The following is an 18,888-nucleotide window of genomic DNA, read 5'->3' as shown; positions in this document are numbered from 1 at the left end:
GCTGTTGACCCACATATTCGCTGCCAGATCCGGATGGTTGTATTGCACGCCCTGGTCGATGATGGCAACCACCACGTCGGGATGGCCCTTTTCAATGTTCCAAGCTTCGGGCAAATCGATGTCACAATCTGGAGTCCCGCCGGTTTGTCCGGTGTTGTGGTAATGCCACTGTTCTCCCAAGCGCGGGTCGTTTGGTGTCCAACGCGCCAAAAACTCCTGGGTGGCGTCATATTCTTCTCCTGGTAAAGCATAGAGCACTTTTTTGTACTCGGGTCCAGCCCATTGCAGATCTTTGTCCAAAGCGCGGTATGCCATCACGATGTCGCGAATGTCCGAGTCGCTTTGATAGTCAATCTCAAACCAAAGGTGCAAGCCCCATTCCACGTGGCGCCAGCCCCATTTTTTGTTTTGTTTGGGGTCTCCAAACAGCGGGATGATGCGGCTCACTCCGTGTTCATGGTTCAGCGCGTCCAAAGCCTCCAGACCAAAGCTTGGCAGGCTGCCATCTTGATAGATATAGCTTTGCGCCAAGGTGCTGTGCTCCTCGCTCAGTTTGATGCGGATATGGCCCATTTCCATGGCTTCATCCGGAATTTCGAAAATATCGATGAAAGGGCGTTCGCCAAATTTCGGTGTGGCAAACAGGGAAACTATTGCCAGGATGGCAAATACGGTAAAGAGGACCTTCGATCTTGTCATGGCTTGGGTCGTCTCCTTTAGATTGGATTCATTTTTGTTTTTAAAGCATTTATATGGAAAAAGCCAGAAATCAAATTGACCATATTTGTCAACCTCAAAAACTTTCGTTGTTTGACATATTGATGTTGTAACCTACTTGCAACAATGATATTGCAAGCATAACTGCTCAAGAGCGAGGCTTGTGTTTTGAGAAAAACCGTGCCTCGCCACCATTCGGATTTCAAACTTGTAGAATAGGCAGCCACTGGGTTTTGTCCAATAAAAAAGCCCCGCAACCCTCTGTGGGCGGCGGGGCAATTTATCCAAGATCTGGATCTATTTATTTTGCGGGCATTTCGCTGAAGGCTTTCACGTGGTAGAAGGCTTTGTCCAGCACTTCCGTATCTTCAAAAGTCAGCGAGGTGGTGGAGCCTATATATTCATATTCTCCATAGGGATCGAGAGCGCGATAGATGTTGTAGCCGCTGGCACCGTTCACTTCGTTCCAAGAGATGGTGACGCCGCCAAGGCTTTTTTCCACAAACACTTCCGGAGCTTCCAATTCCTGCGGAGCTTCCAACACGGAAACCAGCATCAGGTTGGGCCTGTTCATGGATGTGCTTCCACCGCTGAAAACGCCAGTTTGATCGCTGCCATCGTTGCGTGTAAAGCGGTAGCCGTTGTAGATATTTGTGGCCTGGGTGGCACCGGAGCGGCCGCTGTTTCCAATTTTGGAGAAGGCGGTGTCGAGCACGATGTTATCCACTCCGTTCCAAACGAAGGGGGTGTCCAGAGTGATGGGATCCCAGCCGGTTTGGGTGGGACGATAGGAAGCAGAACTCCAGACCGTGGCAAGGTTTGACTCAGGTATCCAGGAGCCGGCGTTTGTGGCAGAGGTATGTCCCATGCGGATAACGTAGTTCGGCATTGCCAAGGACGGCACGGAGGTAACATTGAACCCAACCTGGTGGAAGGTGATGGGACCATAAATACCCTGTGCGTTCAGTTCGGATTTGGTGTAAACGGATTGCCCATGCAGGCTTTGGTAGAAAACGTTGATGGGGCAGCCGTCGTTTGTATCGTTGCTGATGGTTCCATCACCGATAATCACAAATGTGCTGGCGTTGGGTGTGGCTTCCACTATGTTGGAGGGTTCCGCATCGCCATCTTCGTAGGACGCAACCACATAATATGAATAGGTGGTTCCGTTAGTTACGGAATTATCTGTATAAGTGAGGCTGTTTGTGCTGTCCAGGAAGCTGTCGTCGCGGTAAATCAGGTAAGATGTGGGGCTGCCGCTGGAAGGAGCGTCCCAATCCAGTTGCACCCAGCCATTTCCAGCTTCTGCGCCGAGGTTGCGGGCAGGATAGAAAAGTCCCACAGGCAGGTAAACCTGGAGTTTCAAGTTTGGAAGTTGGTCCGCCACCATCAGTTGTTGGGGCACAGAGTAGTCGTTACGTTCGCGGCGCACTTGGTTTGCGGAAGTGCTGCTGTAGGTCCAAAGCGGATGGTTGTAGGTGTCTCCATATTGGTAGCCTTTCACAATCAGCATGGCGAGGTTGGATTCACCGTCGTAGAAGAAAAGATCGTCCAAATCCACTTCCATCCAGCCGGTGACAGCATTGTTTGGGAAAATGCCATTGTAAACCAGTGTGTAGCCGTCGGTGCTGAGGCTACCGTTGACGAAGCTGCTTTGGGTGGTGTGTTTCAGGTAGATTTTCACATTTTGGATGGGGTCCACGTTCGAACCGCCGGCTTTGTTGAATCCCACAGATTTGATGTTACAGGCAGTGCCAATCTGCGAAGCCAGATAGACGGCCTCGTGGGAGCTGTAGCCAAAGGAACGATTTAGCGGATAAGCCTGGGTTCCACCGCCCTCACCGATGATGATGGTGGTCATGGGATTAGATGTGGGGTAGGCCGTCACGGTGTTTGATTGGTCGGATTCGTTTTCGTTGTAGAGCGCGGTCACGTAATAGTCGTAATAGATATTGTTAATCACGGTTTCATCGCGATGATGGAGGCCGGTGACAGTCACCAGATAACTGCCATCACGATAAACCTTGTATGCGTCAGGACCGACACCTTCCGGACCGGGCAAAGCCGGAACCTGCCAGGCAAGATCGACATATTCGTCCCCGGAAGTTTGAACCAATTCCTGTGGCTGAGGGTAATAGACACCCATTTCCGGGAAAATGATGTGGTCAAGCCAGGCGCAGTCGCTGCCGCCGCCCCAGAGATAGTCTTTCTTGTAAGTCCAGGTATAGGTGTGAGGACCTGCCAAAACGGGATAACTGACTTCCGTCCAGTTCACAGAGCCAGACCACTGGCCTTTCTGCTCGCCGTCGATGTAGAAACGCAGCCAGTCATAATCCTTTTCGGAGGATACTTTGATGCGGAAGCTGATATCGCCGGCGGAGACAGCCACAGCGGTGAGGCTGAGACTGGTGCTGCCGTTGTCGTTGATGGCGCCGGATTTTGCGGCATAGCTGCCTGTGAAAGCTTCATCATCCTGCACAATCCAAGGTATGGAGCTGTTATTCTGCCAGGGGAAAAGGCTGAAATCGCCTGTTTCGAAGCCTTCGTCCGGAGCATGAAGGAGGGTTACTTTCACGGAACGCTCAACGCTGTTTCCATCGTTGTCCCAAGCCACCACTTTGATGATGTGTTCGCCAAGTTCGCTGTTTCCGGTATTCCAGTCCCAAGAGTAGGGAGCGCTGGAATCAGTTGCCATAAATTCATCATCCAAATAGAAGTCCAAATGAGTGATGTAACCGTCAGTGTCAAATGCAGTTGCGGTGACGGTGACCAAACTGCCCTGGATCATGTGCTGACCTTTGACGGGGTGGGTGATGGAGCAGGAGGGCAGGGTCGGATCCACTGCCATCAAGGCTTTGTGGGCATTGACGCGGCCGGTGCCGAGCGTGCCTTCAAAACCAAGATTCACGCCGTAATTGTCGTCCGTGGTATTGCGGATGATGTTCGCCAGTTCGATGTTATCGATGGTGCGGCCGTTGCGATGGGTGTAGGAAAGCACAAGCGCGGCGATTCCTGAAACGTGGGGACTTGCCATTGAAGTTCCCTGGAAAAAACCGTAACCGTTTCCGCTGACGCAGCTGAGAACGCCTTTTGAGTCGCCACCGGTGAGGTCTCCACCCGGAGCAGAGACATCAATCCATGTGTCATAGTTTGAATACCAGGCGCGGCCATCGATGTTATTTGTTGCAGCCACAGCGAAAGAACCGCTGTAGCAGCCAGGATACCAGAGGCCTCCGGCGTTGCTGTTGCCAGCGGAGAAGATCGTAATGCCGCCATCCATAACTTCGCCGCCGCCATTAACGTTGAAATAGTCGATGGCGTCCAAAACGGATTGATCGTAGGCACCGATAAAATCGTAGCCCCAGCTATTTTGGTTGATGGCAGCGCCGTTGTCGGCAGCGTAAACCATGGCAGTTTCAAAACCGCCGTCTCCAGCCAAAGCACCAAAAACCTGGCAGGTCATCAGTCTGGCACCAGTGCCGGCACCGTTTCCACCAGCCACTCCAGCAACGCCGACAGCGTTGTTGTTCACCGCGGCCACAGTACCGCCAACGTGGCAGCCGTGGTCACCGGGGTCGATGGTATTGCTTCCCTGCACAAAATTGTAGCCGTGAATGTCGTCGGTATAGCCGTTTCCATCGTCGTCCATGTTGTTTCCAGGAATTTCACCGGGATTTGTCCACATGGCGCCAGCGAGGTCGGAATGGTTGACTTGAATACCTTGGTCGATGATGCCGATAATCACCGCGGGATGGCCTTTTTCGGTGTCCCAAGCTTCGGGTAGATCGATGTCGGCATCAGGGGTCCCACCGCTTTGTCCGGTGTTGTGATAGTGCCATTGTTGGCTGTAGCGCGGGTCATTTGGGGTCCAGCGGTCCATCGTTTCCACAATCTGTGCGGCTTCTGAGCCACCCAGGTGGTGCAGACTTTTCACATATTCGGGCTCTGCCCATTGCAAGTCTTTGTCCAGGGCGCGGTAAGCCATCACGATGTCGCGAATGTCTGTTTCGCTCTTGAATTCAAGCTGGAACCAAAGGTGGAAACCCCATTCCACGTGACGCCAGCCCCATTTCTTATTCAGCTTGAAATCGCCAAACACAGGTGTGATACTGGTTACGTTATATTCGTCGTTCAGCGCGTCCAAGGCTTCGATGCCGAAACGTGGTAGAGTGCCATTTTGAAACGAAAAACTTTGCGCCAAGCTGCTATGGGATTCGCTCAGCTTCACGCGGATGTGGCCGGTCTTCATGGCTGCATCCGGCATTTTGTAAATGTCGATGAAAGGGCGTTCGCCGAATTGCGGTGCGGCAAACATTGAAACTGCTGCCAGAATGGCAATTACGGTCAAGATGATTTTTGACCTTGTCATGGTCTTCTCCTTTATAGATTTTTATACTTGAAAAAGGTGTATTTTTAGGGCAAAAAATAAGTTTACTGCCCCCGCGAATCACGCTGAGGCAGAAGCTTCATCCCTGTACGATATTAAAATATCTTGAAGCAACGGTAACATTTTACATACGTCTATATTTGTCAACATATTTTACTTTCCGTTTCCTCATCATTAGTTCGTAATCCACTATGCGAGTTGATGTTCCCCTTGCCACAGATGATGATAATTCTCTTAAGCATCGTTTTTTGCAAAAAAACCTTTGCCCATCCGCAGCAACCCGTATATCATATAAATATACCAGGAGATTAAAAACAATGAAAAAACAGATAAATATCGGCATCGATGGCATGCACTGCGCGGCTTGCAGTGCCCGCACCGAAAAAGCACTCTGCGCTTTGCAAGGCGTGGATACCGCTCATGTGAATCTCGCTCTCGAGGAAGCGAGTTTGGAATATGATGACCGCGTGGTGGATCTCGACACCTTTGCTTCCACCATCAAATCGCTGGGCTTTTCCATCCGTGAAGATGAAATCAGCGCGGATGATGCCCAAATTGAAGCCATGCACCAGGCCAGTAAAAGAATGTGGCAAATCTGGGTGATTGCCATTTTGGTGATGATTATCATGCTTCCCCTCATGCTGATGCATCCCCCTGAACCCTGGAGCAGCCTGGGTATTTGGACAATTTTCGGGCTCACCTTGTTTGGAATGCTCGTCCCCGGACGTAACGTTTATGTTTCCGCCTTCAAATCCGTCATCAGCGGTGGCGCGAACATGGATGTGCTCATCGCTTTGGGCACGCTGGCTTCCTTTTCCGTGACCCCGCTTTCCCTGCTGGTGAAAGACATTAAACCGCATGACTTTTCAGGCATCGCCGCCATGATTTTGGCATTCCACCTCACTGGACGCTATTTGGAAGCCAAAGCCCGTGGTAAAGCCTCCGAAGCCATCCGCAAGCTTCTGAATTTGGGCGCAAAAACAGCCCTGCTTGTGGTGGACGGCGAGGAAACCGAAGTGCCCATCCACAAAATCAAGGTGGGCGACATCTTTGTGGTGAAACCAGGCGCCAAGGTTCCCGCCGATGGCGAAATCATCAGCGGTGGTGCGAACCTTGATGAATCCATGGCCACAGGTGAATCCATGCCCGTGCGTCGTGAAAAAGGGGAGAAAGTTTTGGGCGCCACGGTCAATCTGGACGGCGTTTTCCAAGCCCGCGCCGAAAAAGTGGGCAAGGACAGCTTTCTGGCTCAGGTGGTAAAAATGGTGCAGGAAGCCCAACATTCCAAGGTTCCCGTCCAGCTTTTAGCGGATCGCGTAACCGCGGTTTTCGTGCCCATCGTCTTAGTTTTGGCGCTTGCCACCTTCCTTTCCTGGCTCATTTTCCCCAATGCGATGCATACTGTTTGGGCTTTTTTCCATCGATTCATACCGCTCAGCACCCCAAATCAAGGTCTGGCTGCGGCTTTGATGGCGACTGTGGCAACTCTCGTGATTGCCTGTCCCTGTGCTCTGGGATTGGCAACGCCCACAGCCCTCATGGTTGGAAGCGGAATGGGTGCCGAGCGTGGCATTTTGATTCGCAACGGTGAAGCCCTCCAACGCATGAAAGACATTCGCGCCATTATTTTTGATAAAACCGGAACCCTCACTCACGGCCAGCCTCGCCTGCTAAAAACACAAGCGGTTAATTTGGATGAAAAACAATCCCTCGCGCTGGCATTGAGTCTGGAAAAATCAAGCTCCCACCCGCTTGCCACTGCGATTGTGAACGCCGCCCAAGAGCAAAATCTGGAAGCCCGGGAAGTTAGTGATTTCACCGAAACTGGCGGACGTGGCGTTTCCGCGATGCTTGGCGAACGCAGGCTTTGGCTGGGAAGTGCCTCGCTTCTGAAGGAAAACAATGTTCCCGGCGTTGAAAAAGTGATTTTGGAAAAAGACCTTGCCCATGCCGGAAAGGTCTGGCTGGGCGATTCTTCCGGGGTTTTGGCAGTCTTTTATCTGGCAGACACCGTGCGTCCGGAAGCGGCTCCCATCGTGGAAAAACTTGCCTCCCTGGGCATCGAAAGTGTGATGCTGAGCGGTGACAATGAGGAAACCGCCCAAGCAATTGCCGCCCAGCTTGGCATTAAACGTATCCGCGCTCAAGCCCTGCCGGGTGAAAAAGCAGACATTGTGCGCGAGCTGCAAAAAGAATTCGGCGCTGTGGCAATGGTTGGCGATGGCATCAACGATGCCCCAGCCCTCAAACAGGCTGATATCGGCATTGCCATGGGTCAGGGAACCGAGATAGCGATTGAAGCCGCGGATATCACCATCCTGCGCGACCGCCTCGAACTCATCCCCCAGGCCGTAACCCTCAGTGTGGAAACCTTCCGCAAGATTCGCCAAAACCTGTTCTGGGCCTTTTTCTACAACCTTGTTGCCATCCCGCTCGCGGTTTTTGGCGCGCTACATCCCGTCATCGCAGAAATTGCCATGGCATCCAGCTCCGTCACCGTGGTCACAAACGCGAACCTGCTGCGCAGAAAGATGAAATAAACCCTCTGCTCTGCAGGTCCAGGCTGGGATCATTGCCTAATATAGGGTTTTCAATCTAAACCTGCAAAAGGAAAAATCAAGGGGAAATCCTGCAAAGGCGGATGCCTGTAAACAAGGTGTAGTCATCATATTCGCTGTTGTTGACACTGTCGTTGTCCCGTTCCGAAACAGTGCACGAGCTGGCACCAAAGTGAAAAACGCCACCACGTATCACACGGCAGTCACCGCTATTTGCTCCATGCGGATTAATTTGTGGAGCGCTGGGATAATAACCCCAAATATCCCAACACAATTCCCAAACGTTGCCACTCATATCGTAAATACCAAGCTCGTTGGGAAGCTTGGTGCCCACCCGGTGAGTTTCGTTGCCGGAATTATTTCGATACCACGCCACGGCATCAACATCATTGCTACCGCTGTAGGTGTGGCCCTGGGACTGGTTTCCTCCCTTGGCAGCGAACATCCATTCCATTTCTGTGGGCAAACGATAACCATCGGCGCTCCAATCGCAGGATACATTTGAACTTGTCCTCCACCCCCATGGCCAATTTTCAGTGTCTGTGCCATAGTCCAAATAACTGTAACAGGGCGTCAAACCTTCCTGCAGGCTGAGTCGGTTGCAAAACTTTATGGCAAGACCCCAGGGAACACGTTCCACCGGATAATAAGGATTGATGAAGTATGATGGATTGGTTCCCATCACAGCCTGATATTGAGCTTGGGTAACCTGATATTTACCAATGTAAAAACTGGAAACAGTCACGTCCGAAGTGCCATTGTGGAAAGTGCCGCCGGAAACATGAACCATTTTACTGTAATCGTAACTGAGCTTGTAGGTCGCTATTGCGGTTTTGCTGTCCCACATGCCAGATTTAAACGCCTTGGCTTTGATGGTTGTGGTTTGACTTATCATAATCGGTTCAGAATATCGTGGCGAAGCGGAATTTGGTTCACTGCCATCCAAGGTGTAAACGATGGTGGCACCCAAGGTGCTGCTGTCCATAGTGATTAGCTGCATCTCTTCATAGATGCCACCGGGCAGGTTGAACCTGGGTTTTTCCACTTGGTTTGTTTCCGTGAACAACGAGCAGCTCGACACAGTCAGAACCACAATTATCAAAAACAGCAAAGATAAAAATCTGTTTTTTGCCATGCTTACGCTCCCATGCAGGTTTATATGCATCATTTCATTATCTCCATTTTGTGCTCTGGCCGATTCATTGTGTCTCCAAAATTTTAAGGGCATCTCGAATTCCTTGTTTATCACACTCTTTGCGGGACAGAAAAATCAGGGGGAATTCCTGCAAAGCCGCAAGCCAACATCGTAGGTGATTTTTGAGGCCGGAATCTTGCCTCTATGCAAAACAGCGCAGGTGTAGGCACGGCTATTCCAACTTCCACCACGTCTCACACGCTGGTGATAGCTGGGTTCTCCATGCGGATTTGTCTGAGGGCTGCTGGGATAATCATACCAAGAATCCCAACACCATTCCCAAACGTTTCCGCTCATATCGTAAATCCCAAGCTCGTTGGGCAGCTTGGTTCCCACTTGCTGGGTTCTGGGGTCGGAATTATACAAATACCAGGCAACAGCATCATTATCATTGCTGCCACTGAAAGTGTAACCATGCGTCTGTAAACCGCCCCGGGCGGCATATTCCCATTCTGCTTCTGTGGGCAACCGATAGCCATTGGCGGTCCAGGAGCATGATACATACATATCCGCATCATGTCGCCACCTCGCTGGCCAATTGTCAGGATTTGTGCCATAGTTGCCATACCTGTAACAGGGTGTCAAACCTTCCAGTGCGCTGCGACGGTTGCAATATAGAACGGCGTAAGAAAACGAAACACACTCCACTGGATGATTGGGATTACCGCTAAAATAAGATGGATTACTTCCCATCACAACCTGGTATTCAGCCTGGGTTACCTCATATTTCCCAATGTAAAAACTGGAAACAGTGACGTCTGAAGTGCCATTGTGGAAGGTGCCGCCAGGGACGTAAACCATTGTGCTGTAATCGTAATTGATGTCGTAGTTTGCCATTGCGATTTTACTGCCCTTCATGTCAGGCATGAATGCTATGGCTTTGATGCTTGTGTTTTCGCTGATCAAAATCGGGTCTGAATAAATCGGCGAACTGGAATTTGGTTCACTGCCATCCAAAGTATAATGGACAGTGGCACCTAAAGTGGGGCTGCTCACGGTTACGAACTGCATGTTATCATAACTGCCGCCAGGCGGGTTGAACCTGGGCTTTGCCACTTGGTCTGGTTTCGTGGTCTTGTAGCAGCTTGAAACAGCCAGAACCATGATTATTACAGGCAGCAGAAAAAAGAATCTGTTTTTTGTCATGCTTAAGCTCCCGTATAGGTTTGTATGTTTATAAGCATCATTGCGTTATGTCCATCTGTTGCCATCAAACCTACCATGGTAAGTAAGATATCGAGCTTTAACGACGTTATCATTATTCCTTCTATTTTGGAACACAGATTTTCTAAGTTGTTTGGGAGCCTTTCATATCCCCCATTATTCACTTTCTATATATGTCCAAAAAGACCAAACGCACTATTTCATCCAATCCTTTTTATGTCAAGTTATTTTTTTCATATATTTTCCCGGGATGAATTCCTGCGCCTCAGGCCTCTTTTTCAGGGCTCTTTCTTGGTTGCCGCCTTATGTCTCCCTTATGTTTATAAAGGCAACCATATGCCAGATATAGGTTTAGGCTTCCGAACCCTTGCTTTTTTGATAAAATCCCCTGTTGACAAGCCAAAAATACAAAGCCAAAAAAGGGCGGACAATCCATCCGCCCATATTCAGGTTCTTTGATGAATGATGCTTCAGGGCAATGTTTCGTCGATATACTGCACCAGTTTGGAAAGGCTGTAGGTGTAGGAACCCAGTTCGTTGTCATACCAGCCGCAGATTTTGGCATGGGCGACAGGCACTGTGCCTTCCCCACCCGGAATGGGCATAAAGCCTGTGCGGGTGGTGGTTTCATGGGCTTCCAAAACTGCTGACGCCATGGTGCCAATCATGTCCGCGGAAACGTTTTGGCGTTCGGAGTAAACCAGCAGGTCTTTTTGCGGACCAGCCGCGGCTTCCTTGTAGATGCGGTTGATTAACTCGCTGGTAACAACGGGGTTACCCTGCTCGTCCAAGCGGGTTTGGAGCGTGAGATTCAGGTTTATCAGGGAAACCGTGGAGGTGGGAATGCGCACGGAATCCGCCATGAATCCCACAGATTTGATTTTGGGCATCACCAGTTCCAAAGCTTTGGCAGCGCCGGTGGTGGAAAGAATGATGTTGTTCATCAGGCTGCGGGATTTTCTGAGGTCGCTGGCTCCGGTTTTGGGGATGTTGTCCAGAATGCTTTGCGTGTTTGTGGCAGCGTGAATTGTGCTCATGTGGGCGGTCATGATGTTCGCCGTATCTTCATGTTCCAGAAGCGGTTTCATCATGTGTGCCAGCCCGGTTGTGGTGCAACTGGCAGCGCTGATAACATGGTGTTGGGCGGGGTTGTAATCCAGATGGTTGATGCCATAAATCATGGTGATGGCATCAGGTGAAGCGTGGACGTGCGCGCTTTTACTTTTGAAGGGAGCGCTGTTGATAACCTTGAGGGCCCCGGCTTCCAAGTGTCCGCGCAGGCAGGGTTTACCCTGGTCAGTGGTGGCGTTGGGGTCGGTGAACTGCCCGGTGCAATCCACCACAATTTTCACCCCTTCCTTCAGCCAATCGATGTCTTTGGGATTGCGGGCGGTGCGCAGCACCTTCACAGGGATTCCCTCGATGCTGAAAAGCTGCTGTTCGGCATCCAGAATCTTGATTTCAGCCTTGCGCCCCACCATTCCAAAGAGAAATTTGTGGATGCTGCCATAGGTGGAATCATGTTCGATAATCTGGATCAGGTCATCCAGTTTTTTGCCCACTTCACGGCCGCAATTAACCACGATTCCATCGAAATGGCGGAGATGGATCATGTTCCAGAGCAATTGTTTGCCAATCCGGCCGAGGCTGTTTATCCCCAGCAGTTTTTTGTTTTTCATGTCCTGATTCATGCGATACTCCTTTGTATGTATTTTTTTTAGTTCATAATCGTTTCAACTGGATAGTGTCCCAGATAAATCCCGCCGCTGTTGGCATCGATGGCGATAAAATCACCCGGATGAAGCGTTTTCTCGCCAATGCGGCAGATGTTTTCCTCTTCCAAAACCCGCAACTGGCGGCAATTCACAATCCCGGAAATGCCCAGCCTGGCGGCGGTGACAGCGGCATGGGAAGTCACTCCGCCCCTTGAGGTTAGCAAGCCCTGACAATCAAAAAGCAGTTCCATGTCTTCGGGAACGGTGTCCGGGCGCACCAAAATCAGCGGCATGCCCTGCGCTTTGAGGGCGTCGATATCGGCACGTGAAATGGCGACAAGTCCGTTCACCACGCCTTTTCCAATGCCAATGCCGTTGCCCAGCAGTTTCAGCTCGCGCTTGGGAACGTTGAAAACGGTGTGGGCGCTGGGTTTGGTGATTGTCTGGTTCCTGGTTTGGAGGATATAAAGCTGGGAAAGCCGCGGACCCTCGAAGGTAAATTCAATCTCCTGATGAGGATAGCCATAGTCCTCAATCAATTGCCGCGCCAAATCCAACAACCCGCCATGAATTTCGGGGAAATCCTTTTCCAGGGAAATCTCCACCGGTTCACGTGCCTGTTTGCGCTGCTGCTCGGAAATGGGCAGGGTATGCACCAATCCGCCCACAACGTCCTCACCCTGGCTGCAGAGGGTAAAATCCCCATTCAGCGTGATTCCCGGTGCCTTGCTTGAGGGCGCGTGGGTGAAAACCACTCCGGTTCCGGATTCCAGGCTCATATTGCCCAAAACCATCTGCTGGATGGTGACGGCGGTGCCCCAGTCATCCGCGATTTGCATCTTTTGCCGGTAAAGCCTGGCGCGGTCTGTGTTCCAGGAATCCATCACGTGGTCAACCGCCTGCTTTATCTGCAGGAAAAGATTCTGTTCCAGTTCAATGCCGTGCCGCTGCAGGATTTTCTTATAATCCTCCGCCATCCCGCGCATCTGCTGCGGTGTGAATTGGGTTTTGAGTTGCACGCCGTGACGCCGCTTGAAGGCAATCATCACGGCATCAAATTCATCACGCGAAATCCCGTATGCCATGCCCCAGCTTTGAATCAAACGGCGGTAGCAATCCCAGGCTGTCCAGCCGTAATTCTCTCTGGCACTGAGTTTTAAGGTCACCTCATCGTTCAGCCCGATGTTCAAAAATGTGTCCATCGCCCCGGGGAGACTGAGCGCCGCTCCGGAACGCACGGAAAAAAGCAGCGGAGCTTCGGGATTGCCAAACTTCAGTCCGGTGCGCCTTTCCACCCGCTGGATATTTTGCTTTAAAAGCTCTTCCATCTCTCGCTGAATTCCGGCATGGGCACGCAAAACCGCTCGAAAACGGTGCATTTCGGTGCTAATCACAAATCCCGGCGGGATGGGAAAACCATAGCCGTGCATTCTTTTCAAAAAATGCGCCTTGGAACCCAGCAGCACCTGATTGTCCAGCCTGCTTTTTTTCACCTGCAGGGGAATGAACATCAAATCAGGGTCGTAACTCATTACCCGGCGGAGCTCTCCGCTTCCGAAAGCGCGCTTCATGGAGTCCAGCGCTTCCAAAACCCTGGCGATGAAATTATCCATCAGTTGAACCAGAAAACTGGAGCTGAGCAGCTTGCGGAAAAACTCTTCCGCCACCATCTGTTGTGCCATGTGGCGCTTGTATTTACGCGTTTTCACCGGGATTCGTCCCAGTTCCTGTTCATAGAAGCGGTAATAATATTCCTGAATCAGTTCGGTGATGCTGTCCTTAATCTGTTTAAAGAGGTCAAGATATTGGTCAAGTGACAGCGGCACAGTCTGTTGACCCGTCTTCATCATCTCCAAAGCGCTGGAAAAAGCCTCGCTGACCACACCTTCCCGTGCCATACCCAGTTCAAAAAGCTCCAAAATGCGGATGATGCGCTTGAGCGTGCTGGCGGTGATATAATCCAGGTTCAGGCGCGCAATGTTCTGTTCCAGAAGGCGTTCCATCAAGTTTTCCAAGCGGAAAACCATGCCCAGCGCCTCCAGTTTCGGCTCCCGGTATTGTCCATACATGGATGGAATTCCCGCAGCGATATGGCGTTTATAGTAGATATTTTCCCAGCTTTGGCTGGGGTCGGGATCCAAAACCACCCGGTTCAGGCGCTCGATATAATCCAAAATCTGGCGGATGCTGCCGTCCTGGTCTTTGCGTTTCAAACTCTGTGTGAATCGCTGCCGTTCACGTTCGTCGAACCAGTTGAAGCGCGCCAAAAACTTCAGAATATCGTAGGGGTCCAGCTTATATTTATCCAACAGCATATAATGGATGCGCACCAAAAGCTCCAGACGCCGCAGGGAAAAATCCTCTTTTTTCACCCTGCGAAAAAGCGGCGCCACGGCATGCCAGGATTGTCCCAACAAACTGTCCGCGTTCACTTTATGCTCCCGGAAAAATCCGTTTACCGCCTCTTTTTGGGCTTGAGCGCGCGCGTCTGGTTTTTGGATAAAGACATCCACGTCTTCGGGCAAAAGTCCCTTCAGATGTCCGGGGTCAAGGTCGGTCCAATAGTCCAAAATGTTGTGCAAAAGAATGATGTGCGTGTTGTTGCTTTCGGTGTGTAACTGTTTGCGCACAAAGTGGATAAGCCTATCCCGGCGTCCGCTCATTTCGTCGATTTCAGTGCTGAGGTCGCGGATTTCACCCTCGGCGCCGATTTCGTGATAAAACACGGGAAAGAGCCTTAGAAGCTGTTTCGCCTGCACGTAAAGCGGTTCCAGATGGCTGTTTAGAAATTTCGAAACGTCTTTTTGAAACAGGTCGGTGTCGGAGATGAAAATGCCGCCCTGGATGAGATTTATGATAAGCGCCGCCAGCAGGTCTTTGCAAAAAACGGGGTCGATGCCAATCAGTTCCAGCCACACACGGATGTTTTTGATGTGGTTTTTGTTCGCCACAATCTGCCAATCGCTGTTAATCTTGATTTCTCCCGGCGGGATGAAGCCCAAATCGATGATCTGGCGCAGACAGCGGCGTCCCAATTCCGGTTCCTGAGGGTTCAAAAGCGCCCTGCCGATGGTGAGCACGCAATCCAAAACGATGCCGCTGTGACGTTCCTTGAAATCCTCCAAATTCTCAAAAATGCCGTTCAGAAGTAATTCTATTTCCTTGACGCTCAATTCCTTATGCAAATCCGCCAACAGCCGGTTGAGGTCCCAAAGCAGGTGGTCGCTCAGGGCGGACATGGCGTCCAACCCCAGCAGATAAAAGATGTAGTGAATTTTTTCCGGCAGGCTCTGAAAACTGGAAATCTGGTCCCGCTGCCGGGCTGCGATGTCCGAAAAAGAGGGGATGGAAGCAAAGTCCTCCAGGGTTTGAGCCGCCTCAATGCGTTGCAGACAATCGGCAAAAAACTCCTGTCCCACCGCTTTTTCCAATTCTTTATCACTGACGCTTACAATATCCTCATATTTGGCTCGCCAGGTGGAAATGGATGCGCTGGCAGCCCAAAGCTTCACCGCCGCTTCATAAACGCTGCGCAGCAGGGAGATGGCTTCATCCTGTTTTTCCAGGCGCGGCCAAAGCTTTTGCAGGGTCTTAAAAAGCTGTCCGGAAGCGCGGATGAAAAGCTCGCCCGCCTCTGTGTGCCACTTTTCCAAAACCTCAAAAGCCTGTTCCAGAATGCTTTGCGGCACATCCTCGTTTTCCGCCAGTGCGATGGCAAAACCCAAAAACTCTCCCAAAGCGCTCTGCCGGATGGACTGTTCCGGGGCACGGGAAAAGATGTCTTGAAAAATGTTGAGGATGGTCTCCAAGGCGCGTTCACGCTGGGGAAGCTGCGCCCAAAACCAAAGGTCGCCGGTGATGCTTTGCCGCAAAAGTTCCAAAGCCGAGCCCAGATTGGCGTAGGGATGGTGCAGCTCTTCCAAAAACAGCCGGGTGCGCCGGTGGATGCCGAAATAAGCTTCACTCTGCTCAAGCAGCCACAGGCTTTGCGGGGAAAGGACAATCTGCTTCACCTGCGTTTGCGCCAGGTTGCTCGCCAAGGCTTGGGATTCAATCTTATCCAAATTTTCCTCAACCAGATATTATTGCAAGAGCGGCAGTTACAAATTTTAAAACCGCTTTTTCAGCCGAAGGACACCAGACCTCCGGCACTTTTTATCAAGACAATATTTCAGGCTTTAAATGTCAAGCCCATTTTGGCGTTTCGGGGTGGAATCTGCCGCCCCTGCTCCGCGCAAATCGGCTCAATGCGCTTCAAACCAATTGTCGCCGATGCCGATGTCTGTTTTTAGCGCCACGATGCTGCTCCATTGTTCCGGCAAAGCGCCTTCCATTTCAGAGCGCACCAGGTTTTGGGCTTCGTCCAAAAAATCCCGCCGCACTTCAAACACCAATTCGTCATGAACCTGCAGAATCATGCGGATACGGGGATCGTCCTTAACGCGGGTGTGGATGCGAATCATGGCAATTTTGATGAGGTCTGCCGCGCTGCCCTGAATGGGCATGTTCACCGCCACGCGTTCCGCTTCGGCACGCAAACCCGCGTTTGCGCTGTTGAGATTTTTCAGGTATAACCTGCGTCCAAAGATGGTTTGGGCATACATGTGCAGCCTGGCTTCGGCTTTGCTTTGGCTGATGTAGGCCTGAATGGAAGGAAAGCGCTCGAAATAGTTGTGAATCATGGACTTGGCGTCTGCCTGCGAGATTCCCAGCTCCCGGGAGAGCTTTTTTTGACCCATGCCGTAGAGCAGCCCAAAATTGATGGTTTTCGCTTGGCTCCTTTCCTGCGCGCTCACTTCCTGCAAGGGTTTTCCGGTGATGATGGACGCGGTTTGGCGGTGAATATCGAGGTTGTGCCGAAAAGCGTCCAAAAGCACTTCATCACGGGAAAAAAGCGCTAAAAGCCGCAGTTCAATCTGGGAATAATCCGCCGCCATGATTGCCCAATCCGCATCCGAAGCCACAAAAGCCTTGCGAATGGAGCGTCCCAGTTCAGTGCGCACGGGGATATTCTGCAGATTCGGGTTCGAGGACGACAGCCTGCCGGTGGACGCAACTGTTTGATTGAAAGAGGAATGCACGCGCCCGGTGACAGGATTCACCAGCCGGGGCAAGGCGCTGGCATAGGTGGAATCCAGTTTCGTCAGTCCGCGATATTGAATCAGGGTGTCCGCGATTTCATAATCCCCTGCCAGTTCTTCCAATACAGAGTTATCCGTGGAAAAACCGCTCTTGGTTTTTTTGCCCGGCGGCAGTTTTTTTTCCTCAAAAAGCAGCTTCGCCAATTGCTGGGTGGAATTGATGTTAAATTCATAGCCCGCATAACTATAGATTGCTTTTGCAATGCCTTCCAATTCGCTTTGGATATTGCGGGAAATCTGCTCCAATACCTCCGTGTCCAGCTTCACCCCGTTTTCTTCCATGCGCTGCAAAACAGGCAGCAGGGGAAGCTCGATATCGTCATACAATTCAATCAGATGCGTGTCCGAAAGTCGCTTGCGGTAAATCGGTGCCAATTGGAATGTCGCCCAGGCATCCTCCGCCGCGTAATCCCGCGCTTTTTCCACTTCCACCAAATCGAAGCTCGGTGTTTCCTTTTTATCCAGGAGGGCGGAAATCGGAATCATTGTGTGTCCCAGTTCCCGCAAAGCGCAGTCATCCAGGGAAAAACGGTTCTCGCCGGGGTCGGCAATATAGGCCGCCAACATTGTGTCCCAGATGGGGTTATCCAATTCCCAGCCGGCGTTTTTCAACACCATGAGGTCGAATTTCAGGTTGTGGCCGATGATGGTTTTTCCTGCCAAAGCCCGGCGCAGGCCGTCAAGCGTCCCCTCAAGCGGCAGATTTTGCGCATCCTTGTGCCCCAGAGGCAGATACCAGGCTTCGTCGCTGTTTGTGCACACTGAAATTCCCACCAGCTTTGCCGAAATGGGGTCCAGGCTGTCGGTTTCGGTGTCCAAAGCCACTGCCTGGACGTCATTTAACTGCACCAGTAAAGCGGGAAAATTGTCCGCCTCAGCCAAAATCGCCTTGAACTCCAAAGCCGGGGTGGGGCTAATCTGCGCCTGCTCTCCATTGCTGAAAATATCGGATTGGACGAGCTGTTCATCCTCATATTTATCAAGGGGTTTCGCTTCCAAGGTCGCACTTTTTCCGAACCTGTTTTCGATGCGGCGTTTCAGCGTGTTAAGCTCAAATTTTGCCAAAAAATCCGCCGCCTTGCTCAGGTTTCCGCTCTCAAAACGGGTTTGCGATTCCGTAGGAAAATCCAGCGGAACGTCCCGCACGATGGCAGCCAATTTTTGGGAAAGGAAGGCGTTTTCCCGGTTTGTCTCCAGTTTTTTGCGCAGATTGGGCTTGATTTCCTCCAGATGCTCATAGATGGAAGCGAGGTTATCATATTCCTGCAAAAGCTTTTGCGCGCCTTTGGGACCAATGCCGTAAACGCCGGGAATGTTGTCGGAAGTGTCTCCCACCAAAGCCAGATAATCGATGAATTGGCGCGGCCAAACCCCAAATTTTTCAAACACCGCCTCGGAGTCCATGCTGACATCCTTGCCAGGGTCAAAAATGCTCACGCGCTCTTCCAGCAACTGGGAATAGTCCTTGTCCCCGGTCACAAAAACGATGTCGTGCGTATCCTTAAAATGCTCTGCCAGTGTCGCCAAAACGTCATCCGCTTCATAGCCATCCAGGGATATTTCCGGCAGTCCAATCAGGCGGAAAAACTCGTGCAAAGGCTCAATCTGGGTCACCAATTCCTCCGGCATGGGGGGACGGTTTGCCTTGTAAGCCTCGCTTAATTCGTGCCTGAAAGTGGGCGCCTTGCGGTCAAAGCTCACCACGATGTTTTCCGGTGCCATTTTTTCCACAAAATGCAAAAAGGAATTCACGGTGCCAAAAATGGCGTTTGTATGTTGTCCCTGGGAATTTACCAGCGGGTTTTTGATGAAGGCAAAATGCGAGCGGAAAAGCATCGCCGAGCCATCAATCAGGTATAGGGTTTTACGCATGGTTTCTCTCCTGGCTTGGATTTTTCCTCAAAAAAACAGTTTGGCGTACTCGCCTTTATTGTCAACTCTTTTTCACGTTTTCCCGTGCAATCGACTTTGCCCGGTCTGCGATTGTAATAATTCACCAATCCAACCGCCT

Annotated in this window: 8 protein-coding genes; 1 reads left to right on the top strand and 7 read right to left on the bottom strand. The window is 51.2% G+C overall.

Annotated elements, in window-relative coordinates; genetic code table 11:
- Together GX135_03870 and GX135_03865 are read right to left on the bottom strand one after the other, a co-directional pair.
- Positions 1-573, bottom strand: a 573-nt coding sequence (locus GX135_03870) for a hypothetical protein (protein NLN85229.1), incomplete at its 3' end; no start/stop codon positions are given.
- Positions 574-1,018: 445 nt separating this feature from the next.
- Positions 1,019-5,086 carry a S8 family serine peptidase gene (locus GX135_03865; GenBank protein ID NLN85228.1) on the bottom strand — a complete coding sequence of 1,356 codons (4,068 nt, stop codon included), beginning with the start codon at positions 5,084-5,086 and terminating at the stop codon, positions 1,019-1,021.
- A 335-nt stretch (positions 5,087-5,421) separates the two neighbouring features.
- Between GX135_03865 and GX135_03860 the strand changes: the two genes are divergently transcribed.
- The gene (locus tag GX135_03860; protein NLN85227.1) at positions 5,422-7,644 is read left to right on the top strand and encodes a copper-translocating P-type ATPase; all 2,223 of its coding nucleotides are present in this window, start codon (positions 5,422-5,424) and stop codon (positions 7,642-7,644) included.
- A gap of 76 nt (positions 7,645-7,720) precedes the next feature.
- Here the strand turns inward: GX135_03860 and GX135_03855 are convergent, their stop codons facing one another.
- From GX135_03855 to polA, 5 genes are all read right to left on the bottom strand, one after another.
- Positions 7,721-8,557 carry a formylglycine-generating enzyme family protein gene (locus GX135_03855; GenBank protein NLN85226.1) on the bottom strand — a complete coding sequence of 279 codons (837 nt, stop codon included), beginning with the start codon at positions 8,555-8,557 and terminating at the stop codon, positions 7,721-7,723.
- 375 nt (positions 8,558-8,932) lie between these two features.
- A complete protein-coding gene (locus tag GX135_03850) occupies positions 8,933-10,003 on the bottom strand; it encodes an SUMF1/EgtB/PvdO family nonheme iron enzyme (protein ID NLN85225.1) in 1,071 nt (356 codons plus the stop codon).
- Positions 10,004-10,491: 488 nt separating this feature from the next.
- Positions 10,492-11,712 (bottom strand): glyceraldehyde-3-phosphate dehydrogenase, encoded by a 1,221-nt coding sequence (locus tag GX135_03845; protein NLN85224.1) that lies wholly within the window; start codon positions 11,710-11,712, stop codon positions 10,492-10,494.
- A gap of 26 nt (positions 11,713-11,738) precedes the next feature.
- The gene (locus GX135_03840; protein NLN85223.1) at positions 11,739-15,800 is read right to left on the bottom strand and encodes a pyruvate phosphate dikinase; all 4,062 of its coding nucleotides are present in this window, start codon (positions 15,798-15,800) and stop codon (positions 11,739-11,741) included.
- 180 nt (positions 15,801-15,980) lie between these two features.
- Positions 15,981-18,749, bottom strand: a complete 2,769-nt coding sequence (gene polA / locus GX135_03835; protein NLN85222.1) for a DNA polymerase I — start codon at positions 18,747-18,749, stop codon at positions 15,981-15,983.
- Positions 18,750-18,888 lie beyond the last annotated feature (139 nt).

It is taken from the genome of Candidatus Cloacimonadota bacterium (assembly GCA_012522635.1).
In the GTDB taxonomy this organism is placed as follows: domain Bacteria; phylum Cloacimonadota; class Cloacimonadia; order Cloacimonadales; family Cloacimonadaceae; genus Syntrophosphaera.
This window is presented reverse-complemented; position numbering and strand designations above follow the sequence as displayed.

Bases quoted from the DNA above. Each gene is read 5' to 3' on its own strand.
- GX135_03865 (NLN85228.1), bottom strand. From the start codon at position 5,086: ATGACAAGGTCAAAAATCATCTTGACCGTAATTGCCATTCTGGCAGCA.
- GX135_03860 (NLN85227.1), top strand. From the start codon at position 5,422: ATGAAAAAACAGATAAATATCGGCATCGATGGCATGCACTGCGCGGCT.
- GX135_03855 (NLN85226.1), bottom strand. From the start codon at position 8,557: ATGATAAGTCAAACCACAACCATCAAAGCCAAGGCGTTTAAATCTGGC.
- GX135_03850 (NLN85225.1), bottom strand. From the start codon at position 10,003: ATGACAAAAAACAGATTCTTTTTTCTGCTGCCTGTAATAATCATGGTT.
- GX135_03845 (NLN85224.1), bottom strand. From the start codon at position 11,712: ATGAATCAGGACATGAAAAACAAAAAACTGCTGGGGATAAACAGCCTC.
- polA (NLN85222.1), bottom strand. From the start codon at position 18,749: ATGCGTAAAACCCTATACCTGATTGATGGCTCGGCGATGCTTTTCCGC.